The organism is Proteiniphilum sp., assembly GCF_034927365.1.
Classification (GTDB): domain Bacteria; phylum Bacteroidota; class Bacteroidia; order Bacteroidales; family Dysgonomonadaceae; genus Proteiniphilum.
On sequence record NZ_JAYFQD010000019.1, the window covers coordinates 1 to 10,239 of the forward strand.

Below are 10,239 nucleotides of genomic sequence, written 5' to 3' on the forward strand. Positions count from 1 at the left end.
ATGCGAATCAGTATTTAAAAAATTAGATAAATGAATGCGATGGCGATTTTTCCCATCGTATGTATAAGTAATCCTTTTGTGGATCTTACTTTTTGCGCTCTTTGAATAGTTGTTTTTTCATTCAGCCAGTTGAAGAATGACTCTATGGGTTGCCTGACCTTTGAAACAGCCGTAGAGAACAGGTCATTGTAGGCTTTGCTTGCCTGTCTTTCCTGTTCGGACTGCCTCTTGACAGCCTTGACGGGAGTGAACATCTCGATATGCTGTTTTTGTTTTCTTTCATCATTAAAGTACTCAAAATCAGAGTATATCTTATCTCCGAAGATATTGGTATTCCGGATATGATCACCCCAGGCCTGTTTAAAGACTGTCAGGTCATTGTCCTCGGCGGGGGTAACCATCAGGGATCGGGGAAAGGGTATTGTCGCTTCCCTGCGCGAAGTCAGCGCATGAAGCTTCAACCCGTAATAGTACTGGTTCTTTGTCGAACAGTACCCCTTGGAGGTTATCTCACGGGCCACTCTTGCCTTCCTGTTCCTTCCGGCACAGGTTATCACCGGCATCGAATCGACTAGGGATGCACCATTGTCACAGTCATCCGGCATGAATGAAGATATCAATCTGTCGGACAATATCCGGAATGCTTCCCCCAGACGGTTCAACCTGAGATTAAAGGTCTGGTATGAAGGCAGTCTGGGAAACCACGAGGAGAGATATTCCGATGCAAAGCTGTATATATCCCTGATCTGGAAATACTTCTGACAATGACCTGCAAACAGGTAGATCGTCATTATTTCCTGGTCGGTGAAGGCAGGTTTCGAATTATTGCTGTATCTTTGGCAATAATATTTGAGCTCCTTGTCGTATAAATCACATATATACATATAAATCTGTATCAGTTTAAACTCTTTCTCGCTGGGAATCATACTGGAAAAATAATGGGGATTATTCTTCTAAGTTAATGATTTCCAGCGGATTGAGCAAATATCCGGCACGTTTATTTCATTGATTTTAAATACTTTAACTATATAAACTCGCGAACAGTTTCAACTACTGATTCGCATAATTCATATTTTATATCAAAAAATAAAGAGAAAAGCCTGAAAAGACTCGCTATTTTAAAAAACGACAACGGAAACAGGTCTGTCGAGGTTTTCTCCACCATGCCCGGAATTATGATTTACACGGGAGATTATCTCTCGGGTTTACATCCACCATTCTCCGGAATATGCCTGGAAGCCCATTATTATCCGGATACGCCGAACCGACCTCATTTCCCACAGGATGTCTATGCGGAGGGTGATATTTGGAGTGAAACCATTATGTACCGGATCTAATCCTTTTTACTTTTACTTCCGATAGAAAACAAACCGAAATATTATGCCATCAGCCCGAATATTCCTATTTTTGCCCATAAACTGTTGCAATACATTCTATTTTAATAATCTGACAAAATGAAACAAAAACTATCGGTTGCTGCTGTTCTTTCTTTGTGGGTAATCTGTGTGTCCTGTTCGAAAGAGTTGGAATTCACTATCGATGATTGGACCATACGTTATGATTCTTATTCGAAGAGTGTAGATATTTTAAATGATAACAGATTAATATATAATGATCTGTATGCTTCTTATAAACTTGCCGATACGCTGATCTCGACAAAGAATTATAATCCTGCAAAAATAAAAATAAAAAGAGTTTCTGATCATCTTGGCCAAGGGATTCTGTATGAACTGACCTATTCAAAAAAAGGTTTTCCCGACTTAATCCAGTCGTTCTATCTTTATCTCAACAGGGATTATGTGCTGACTGAATTTGAGTTAAGAGATGCGGACGGTGTGGAAACTAACTATATGGCTCCTGTCAATGTGAAGGATATGTCGGGAGTTTTTAAAGGTGGAGGGAATAACCGTGCACTCTTTATTCCTTTTGATAACGACAAATGGATCCGTTATCAGTCGCATCCGTTGAACTTCCAACAGTTGACCAGTTACGAGGTGAGTGCTGTTTTTGATAATGGAAGCCGTAATGGGATCGTGGTTGGTTCGGTAGAACATGATAACTGGAAAACAGGCATTGATCTCACATCAGAAGCGAACCAACTCTCTTCGCTAACTTGCTATGGAGGTGTTGCCAATGAAACGACGAGGGATGTAAAACCACATGGTTCACTGAGAGGAAAGAACATTAAATCGCCGAAAATATTTCTCGGTTATTTTAAGGATTGGCGCACAGGTCTGGAATCATTCGCAAAAGTAAATGCGAGGGTTAATCCTCCCCGGGAATGGAGCCATTCAGTACCGTTCGGTTGGAACAGTTGGGGCGTATTGCAGTTTAATCTCACCTATGACAAGGCGTTGCAGGTTTCAGATTTCTTTGCCATTAATCTGCAGAATAATCATTTTGCCAATGCCGATAACCTGGTGTATGTGGGGCTCGATTCCGGCTGGGACAGTTTTTCGGAAGAGCAGTTGAAGGCATATGCCGATCGTTGTGCAGAGAACGGACAGGTTGCCGGAATCTATTGGACACCTTTCACTGATTGGGCCAAAGATCCCGAACGGGTATTTAAAGCTGCCCCTGAATATAAATATAAAGATCTATATCTGTATGCCAACGGCAAACCCCAGGAACTTGACGGTGCTTATGCCCTGGATCCTACCCATCCGGCCGTGGAAGCTGCAATGAAGCAGACTTCCGAGCTGTTCCGCCGTACGGGATTCAGATATGTGAAGATGGATTTCATGACACACGGAGCCATGGAGGCGGATAGATGGCATAATGACCGTGTCACGACCGGAATGCAAGGATATAATTACGGTATGGCACTCCTGAATAAATATTTCACTGATATGTATATCAATCTATCTATTTCTCCCATCTTCCCGGCCCATTATGCACAATCCCGCCGTATCGCATGTGATGCATGGAACAAGATAAAAGATACCGAATATACAATGAACGCATTGTCTTACGGATGGTGGCAGGATCGAATCTATAGCTTCAATGATCCGGACCATATCGTGTTGAGGGATGCATCCGAAGGAGAAAACAGAGCCAGAATCACATCGGCTGTAATAACCGGGATGCTGATACTTGGGGATGATTACAGTGAACAGGGAGATGCGGAAGCCAAAGAGAGAACATTGAAGTATGCCACCCATCGGGAAGTGAACTTGCTCGCCAATGGATGTGCGTTCAGGCCTGTGGAAGGTGACGGGGTAAAATCTGAAAATCTTTTTTGTAGAATGAACGATGACGGCACATCAGACTTTGCGTTCTTTAATTATTCCGATGAAGAAATGCCATTGAATATCCCGATAGAACGGTTGGGATTATCCGTTGATAGCCTGTATAAGGCAAAGGAGTTATGGCGCGGATTGGAGATACAGGTGCAGAGTCAGTTAGATGTTACAATACCGGCTAAAGATGTTTGGCTATTGAAGTTTTACAGTGATAAAACAGGGGCTAAATAAACAAAAAAGCGATCACCTTTTAATTGTAATCGCTTAATTTATTAGTGTTGTCGGGGTGACTGGATTCGAACCAGCGACCACTCGCCCCCCAGACGAGTACTCTAAACCGGGCTGAGCTACACCCCGAAAAACTGAGTGCAAAAGTATCATTTAAATTTGAATTACGCAAATTTAGATTCTGCTTTGTTTAATGTATATTATGAATTTATTTGTGACAGGATAAAAAAATAGTTGTTAATTTGCGGCTTAAATTATAAATAGAGAGATTGTTGTTGTCTTTTAGATTATCCGTTACTGTGATATCTGGATGGGGAAATGATGAGCAGATCATTCCACAAAGATCTCAACATATTTAAAAAGAAATAGTTATTCAATGACTTTCACTGCAAAGCAAATAGCCGATTTTCTAAAAGGTGAGGTAATCGGCAATCCGGAAGTAAAAGTGTCCAGTTTTTCGAAGATCGAAGAGGGCAAAGCGGGCACCATTACTTTTCTTGGCAATCCGAAATACACTTCCTATATTTATACTACTTCTGCTGATATCGTATTGGTAAACAGTGATTTTGAGCCGGAGAAACCTATTAAGGCTACCCTCGTCAAGGTTCCCAATGCTTATGCTGCATTGGCTACGTTGATGGAAATGGTCAATAAAAGTACTCCCAGGAAGAGTGGTATAGAAACAATGAGTTTTGTTGCTCCTACTGCCATAATCGGTGAGCAGGTCTATGTAGGAACATTCGCTTATGTGGGGGAACATGCGGAGATCGGGAATGATTGTATGATTTATCCGCAATCCTATATCGGTGATAATGTGAAGATCGGAAAAAATACGATTGTCTATTCCGGTGTGAAGATTTATCACGATTGTGTGATTGGCGATAATTGTATTGTGCATTCCGGTGCTGTAATCGGAGCAGACGGTTTTGGCTATTCCAGAGAGGGAGGTGTGTATCACAAGATCCCTCAAATGGGAAATGTAATCATCGAGGATGATGTGGAGATTGGAGCCAATACTGCCATTGATCGTGCTGTAATGGGTTCTACCCTGATCCATCGGGGTGTAAAACTCGATAACCTTATACAAATAGCGCATAATTGTGAAATCGGTGAACATACGGCTATGGCTTCCCAGGTAGGTATTGCCGGTTCTACCAAAGTCGGTGAGAATTGTGTGCTTGGTGGGCAGGTAGGCCTTGGCGGGCATATCACGATCGGGAAGAATAGCCAGATAGGTGCACAGTCGGGAATCATAAGCAATACCAAAGAGGGTTCTGAGATCATGGGCTCCCCTGCTGTTCCTGTGAAGAGTTTCTTCAAATCGAGTATCATCATTCCTAAACTACCTGATATGTACCGACAACTGAATGCACTGGAGAAAGAATTGTCGGAATTGAAGAAAAAGTTAGCAGCCGAGGATTAAACCATTACTTCGTTAAGAAATACCATCCATCCCATAAATTTGAAAATAATCTATGCAGGTGGTTATTCGCAATGTGCAATATGCATTTTATTGAACTGTAATGAGGTGAAATTGTTTAGTTGGTGTTATCTTTGCACAAAAATAGGCAAAATGAGTAATAAATATAAGGTGAAACGAGCATCAGGCTTAATTATATGAAACAGAAAACATTAAAAAATAGCTTTACGTTGAGTGGTGTAGGTCTTCACACCGGATTGGATATTGTTGTCACTTTCAATCCTGCGCCTGTAGACCACGGATATAAGATAAAGAGAATCGATCTGGAAAATCAACCGGTGATTGAAGCATTGGCGGAAAATGTCGTGAATACGCAGCGTGGTACAGTCGTTGGTAAGGCCAATGCTACGGTAAGCACGATTGAGCACGGACTCTCAGCGCTGTTCGCCTTGGGTATTGATAATTGTCTGATCGAGGTCAATGCATCCGAATTTCCTATCCTCGACGGAAGTGCTATTGAATATGTAAAAGAGATCCGAAAAGTTGGTATTCAGGAGCAGGATAAAGACAAGGATTACTACGTTGTTCGCAACAAGATCGAAGTATCGGATCCGGAGACCGGCTCAAAATTAACGCTTTTACCTGACGACTCTTTTTGCATCAACTCCTTTATTGAGTTTGAATCTCAATACATCCCCAATCAATCGGCTTCGATGGATAATCTCACCGATTATGAAAAAGAGATCGCTCCTTCACGTACATTTGTCTTCGTTCGTGAGATTCAACAGTTACGTAATTTAGGCCTTATTAAAGGTGGAAATCTGGATAATGCAATCGTGATATATGAGCGGAAATTATCGCAGAAAGAACTGGATGATATAGCCGATGAGTTGAATGTGCCTCATCATAATGCTGAAGAGTTAGGCTATCTGAATAATCGTAAGCTGATGTTCCCCAATGAACCGGCACGTCATAAACTGCTCGATATTATAGGTGATATGGCGCTTATCGGTAAACCGATCAAAGGACGGCTCATTGCTACGCGTCCCGGGCATAAGATCAATAATAAACTGGCACGACTGATCCGTAAAGATATCAAGATGAACGAGGTGCAGCCTCCTGTATATGATATATATAAAGAACCAGTGATGGATAACAATCGTATCCGTGAGTTGTTGCCGCACCGTTATCCTTTCCTGATGGTGGATAAAATTATAGAGATGACGGAAAGGTATATTGTGGGTGTGAAAAATATCACGACCAACGAACCTTATTTTGTCGGCCATTTTCCTCAGGAGCCGGTCATGCCCGGCGTATTACAGGTAGAGGCGATGGCACAGACGGGAGGACTTCTCGTCCTTTCCGGGTTGGATGAGCCCGAGAGATACTCTACCTATTTTCTCAAGATCGATAATGTGAAGTTCCGTCACAAGGTGGTTCCTGGAGATACCATTATCTTCAGGGTAGAACTCTCAAGCGAAATGCGCAGAGGGATTGCTACCATGCGCGGGCTCGCTTTCCTTGGGGATAAGGTAGTTTCTGAAGCCGATTTTACGGCACAAATCATCAAAAATAAATAATATAAACCGATCATATATATATGAACACTGTTTCTTCGTTAGCTTATGTGCATCCCGAGGCCCAACTTGGGGAGAATGTGATTGTAGAGCCTTTCGCATACATCGATCAAGGTACTGAAATAGGAGATGGCACTCGCGTAATGACACAAGCAACGGTATTGAATGGAGCTCGGATAGGAAAAAACTGCACCATCTTCCCTCACGCCACAGTAGCCGGTATCCCGCAAGATCTCAAATTCCAGGGTGAAGATACCGTGGCGATCATTGGAGATAATACGGTCATCCGCGAATGTGCTACCGTCAACAGGGGCACTGCCTCAAAAGGCTTCACAAAAGTGGGATCTGATTGTCTGATCATGGCTTATAGCCATGTAGCGCACGACTGTGTACTCAACGATCATATCATTCTGGGGAATTCAACCCAACTGGCAGGAGAAGTGGAGATTGATGATTATGCCATTATCAGCGGAGGAGCTTTAGTACATCAGTTTACCAGAATTGGAGCGCATGTAATGATTCAGGGCGGAGCTAAGGTTCCCAAAGATATCCCTCCCTATGTGATGGTTGGACGTGAACCTATTGTCTTTATGGGACTGAATGTAGTGGGGTTGCGTCGTAGGAGCTTCACCAGTGAACGTATCAACTCTATCCAGGAGATATACCGTTATCTCTATCAATCCGGATTTAATGTTACTCAGGCAACAGAACGGATCGAGAAAGAATTGCCGGAAACGGAAGATCGGGATCATATTCTGGAATTTATCCGTTCATCGAGCCGCGGTATTGTTCGGGGAAATATGGAGGGATAACTGATGTCCGGCACCGTTTTTCCTGCAGAGTGGTATCCACAGAGCGGTGTGCAGCTTACATGGCCGCACCGTGATACCGACTGGACAGACACTCTGGAGGAGGTTACTGCCTGTTATGTGGCACTCTCAAAAGAGATACTCAAACGGGAAAAATTGCTGGTAGTCTGTTGCGATGTCGATGAAGTGAAGAAATATTTCACAAAGGACGAGCAGGTAAACCTTATCTGTGTGGAGATAGAGAGTAACGATACCTGGGCGCGGGATCATGGAGCTATTTCCCTGTTCATTGATAATAAACCTGTAATTTCGGATTTTGGATTCAATGGATGGGGATTGAAATTTGCTGCTAACCATGATAATCAGATCACGGGTAAGCTTTTTGGAAAGCATGTTTTTCAACTTGGAATTGACTATCGTAATAATCTGAACTTCATCCTGGAGGGAGGATCTTTAGAGTCGGACGGTAAAGGTACACTGCTTACTACTGTACACTGTCTTCTGGCACCTAACCGCAATCAACCGATGACACAGGATGAGATTGGAGATTACCTGACTACTACCCTTGGTGTCGAACGTATTTTGTGGCTTCACCATGGTTATCTGGCCGGTGATGATACCGACAGCCATGTCGATACGCTTGCCCGCTTCTGTGATGAGAGCACCATTGCTTATGTGAAATGTGACGATCGGGAGGATGAACATTATGAAGAGCTGGACGCCATGGAGAAAGAACTCCAATCGTTTACTACAAACGATGGTAGGCCTTATCGCCTGATCGATCTCCCCATGGCGGATGCCGCCTATTACGAGGGAGAGCGCTTGCCGGCCACTTATGCCAATTTTTTGATTATCAACGGGGCGGTCCTGATACCATTTTATGGTACTGAAAAAGACCAAACCGCAAAGGATCAACTTCAAAAAGCCTTTCCTGACCGGGAGATAGCCGGAATCGATTGCCGCCCGCTTATCCGTCAGCACGGTTCTCTGCATTGCGTGACCATGCAGTTCCCGATTGGATTTGTTTGATATTCGGCTTCGCCGTTATTCGTTCGCTCCGCTCATGTTATTCATTGGTTATTCCCCGCTTTGCGGGATAATTCAATGGTTATTCATTCACTTCGTTCATGTTATTTCCCGTCTTGCGGGATAAATACAACCGAACAACAACCGAACAACAACCGAACAACAACTGAATAACTGCCGAATATCAATCGAATAACAACTGAACAACAATCTAACTAAGTTAACAATGAAAGTAGGAATCATTCAACAGACTAACAGCTCCGATAGGGCAGAAAATGTAAATCGGTTGCAGCAAAAGATCAGAGAGCTGGCAAAAGATGGTGCGGAACTGATTGTAATGCAAGAATTGCATAATGGTCTCTATTTCTGTCAAACGGAAGAGACGGTCGTTTTCGACCAGGCGGAAACTATTCCTGGACCATCTACCGAATCTTTTGGCCTGCTGGTAAAAGAACTGGGGGTGGTTATTGTTCTTTCTCTGTTTGAAAAACGTGCGGCAGGCCTTTACCATAATACAGCGGTGGTGATTGAGAAAGACGGCACTATTGCAGGCAAATACCGGAAGATGCATGTCCCCGATGATCCTGCTTATTATGAGAAGTTCTATTTTACTCCCGGCGATTTGGGCTTTCATCCTATTGAGACATCGGTAGGTAAGTTGGGTGTACTGGTTTGCTGGGATCAATGGTATCCCGAAGCAGCACGCCTGATGGCGCTGTCAGGTGCGGAACTCTTGATTTATCCCACAGCTATCGGTTGGGAGTCTACCGATGTTGAAGAGGAAAAGCAACGGCAACTCGATGCGTGGGTTACTGTGCAGAGAGGACATGCGGTAGCCAATGGCTTGCCCGTTATCGCTGTGAACCGTACCGGCTTCGAGCCGGACCCCTCAGGACTCACCAACGGAATCCAGTTCTGGGGAAATAGCTTCGTTTGCGGACCACAGGGGGAGTTCCTATACCGTGCCCATGGCGAGGAAATAGTGCAAATTATTGAGATTGATAAGGTACGTACTGAAAATGTACGCCGCTGGTGGCCTTTCTTCCGTGATCGCCGTATCGATGAATACAGACAATTGACCAAACGCTGGATCGACTGATTTAGCTGGAAATATTTTCTGTTTCCGTTGGTTTGTAAGTGGTTTGTTTTTAATTATATACGATTTTTAGCCTTGATCCTGCCATGATAATTGTATAAAATTAATATAATTGTTTTGTTTGTATTGAATTTTATATTTATATTTCGCCGATTTTCTATTTCTTGATTTTTCAGAATGAATATCGAGCAAAATATATCTAATGTCAGTGATAGCTTGTTGTTTATACCTCCTGTTGTCAATTTTTCCGGCTTCTGTAAATGGAAATCGACATATTATTGCGGATCTTTGAAGCCTCTCGATTTTTACAAAACGATTATACCATTCTTGTTTTTTGTTATAGCATGTCAATGCCCTATAAGTGGGCAGGATTACCCAACGATAAAAGAGGAAGTGTATTTGATAGACAATATGGGGGTAAGGACTCCAAAAAGCGTACATGACCATATGGATTTTGAGTATGTCCCTGCCAGGGGTTTCTCGTTAAACGATGATTTTGTATCATGGGGCAAACCATATACTTCTCAAATGCCATCTTCTATCATCCATGCCGAAGACAGTAATTTCTTTTGCCTGATACATATTTTCCACGATATAAAGAGGTTTAAAGGCCTGGGCCCCCTTTTCACCAGAGAAGGGAGGAATACTTATTATTTTAACCACATAAGAGATAATTTGATAGATGCCGGGAAGTATGATAAAAATCAACGGGAGGATTTTACCCGAAGGGATTTGAAGAGGAATGTGAAATTCCTTTCCAAACGGGAGGCCCGTAAAAAATTCAATGCGGATATGGCGATTACCTATAAACTCCCTGTAATGGAAGCCCTAAATTCTCTTG

9 protein-coding genes and 1 tRNA gene are annotated in these 10,239 nt (G+C 42.9%); 8 read left to right on the forward strand and 2 right to left on the reverse strand.

The features are described from left to right. Positions 1 to 14 precede the first annotated feature (14 nt). Positions 15 to 926 carry a transposase gene (locus VB073_RS12940; RefSeq protein WP_323404606.1) on the reverse strand — a complete coding sequence of 304 codons (912 nt, stop codon included), beginning with the start codon at positions 924 to 926 and terminating at the stop codon, positions 15 to 17. A gap of 150 nt (positions 927 to 1,076) precedes the next feature. Here VB073_RS12940 and VB073_RS12945 point away from each other — a divergent pair, with 150 nt between their 5' ends. After that, positions 1,077 to 1,337 (forward strand): hypothetical protein, encoded by a 261-nt coding sequence (locus VB073_RS12945; protein ID WP_323404614.1) that lies wholly within the window; start codon positions 1,077 to 1,079, stop codon positions 1,335 to 1,337. A gap of 117 nt (positions 1,338 to 1,454) precedes the next feature. After that, positions 1,455 to 3,473, forward strand: coding sequence for an alpha-galactosidase (locus tag VB073_RS12950; protein WP_323404607.1), 2,019 nt, complete (start codon positions 1,455 to 1,457; stop codon positions 3,471 to 3,473). A gap of 50 nt (positions 3,474 to 3,523) precedes the next feature. Here the strand turns inward: VB073_RS12950 and VB073_RS12955 are convergent. Next, a tRNA-Pro gene (locus VB073_RS12955) sits at positions 3,524 to 3,599 on the reverse strand. Between the two features lie 247 nt (positions 3,600 to 3,846). On the opposite strand from VB073_RS12955, the gene lpxD reads away from it, so the two are divergent. The 6 genes from lpxD to VB073_RS12985 all read left to right on the forward strand — a co-directional run. Next, positions 3,847 to 4,893 carry a UDP-3-O-(3-hydroxymyristoyl)glucosamine N-acyltransferase gene (gene lpxD / locus VB073_RS12960; protein ID WP_323404608.1) on the forward strand — a complete coding sequence of 349 codons (1,047 nt, stop codon included), beginning with the start codon at positions 3,847 to 3,849 and terminating at the stop codon, positions 4,891 to 4,893. 194 nt (positions 4,894 to 5,087) lie between these two features. Beyond that, complete coding sequence (locus VB073_RS12965; protein ID WP_323404609.1) at positions 5,088 to 6,470, forward strand: bifunctional UDP-3-O-[3-hydroxymyristoyl] N-acetylglucosamine deacetylase/3-hydroxyacyl-ACP dehydratase; 1,383 nt, start codon at positions 5,088 to 5,090, stop codon at positions 6,468 to 6,470. 20 nt (positions 6,471 to 6,490) lie between these two features. Beyond that, complete coding sequence (lpxA, locus tag VB073_RS12970) at positions 6,491 to 7,279, forward strand: acyl-ACP--UDP-N-acetylglucosamine O-acyltransferase (RefSeq protein WP_323404610.1); 789 nt, start codon at positions 6,491 to 6,493, stop codon at positions 7,277 to 7,279. Beyond that, complete coding sequence (locus VB073_RS12975) at positions 7,280 to 8,305, forward strand: agmatine deiminase family protein (protein ID WP_416349546.1); 1,026 nt, start codon at positions 7,280 to 7,282, stop codon at positions 8,303 to 8,305. 223 nt (positions 8,306 to 8,528) lie between these two features. Next, on the forward strand, positions 8,529 to 9,401 hold the full coding sequence (locus VB073_RS12980; RefSeq protein WP_323404612.1) for a carbon-nitrogen hydrolase: 873 nt from the start codon (positions 8,529 to 8,531) through the stop codon (positions 9,399 to 9,401). Positions 9,402 to 9,797: 396 nt separating this feature from the next. Beyond that, positions 9,798 to 10,239, forward strand: a 442-nt coding sequence (locus VB073_RS12985) for a hypothetical protein (protein WP_323404613.1), incomplete at its 3' end; no start/stop codon positions are given.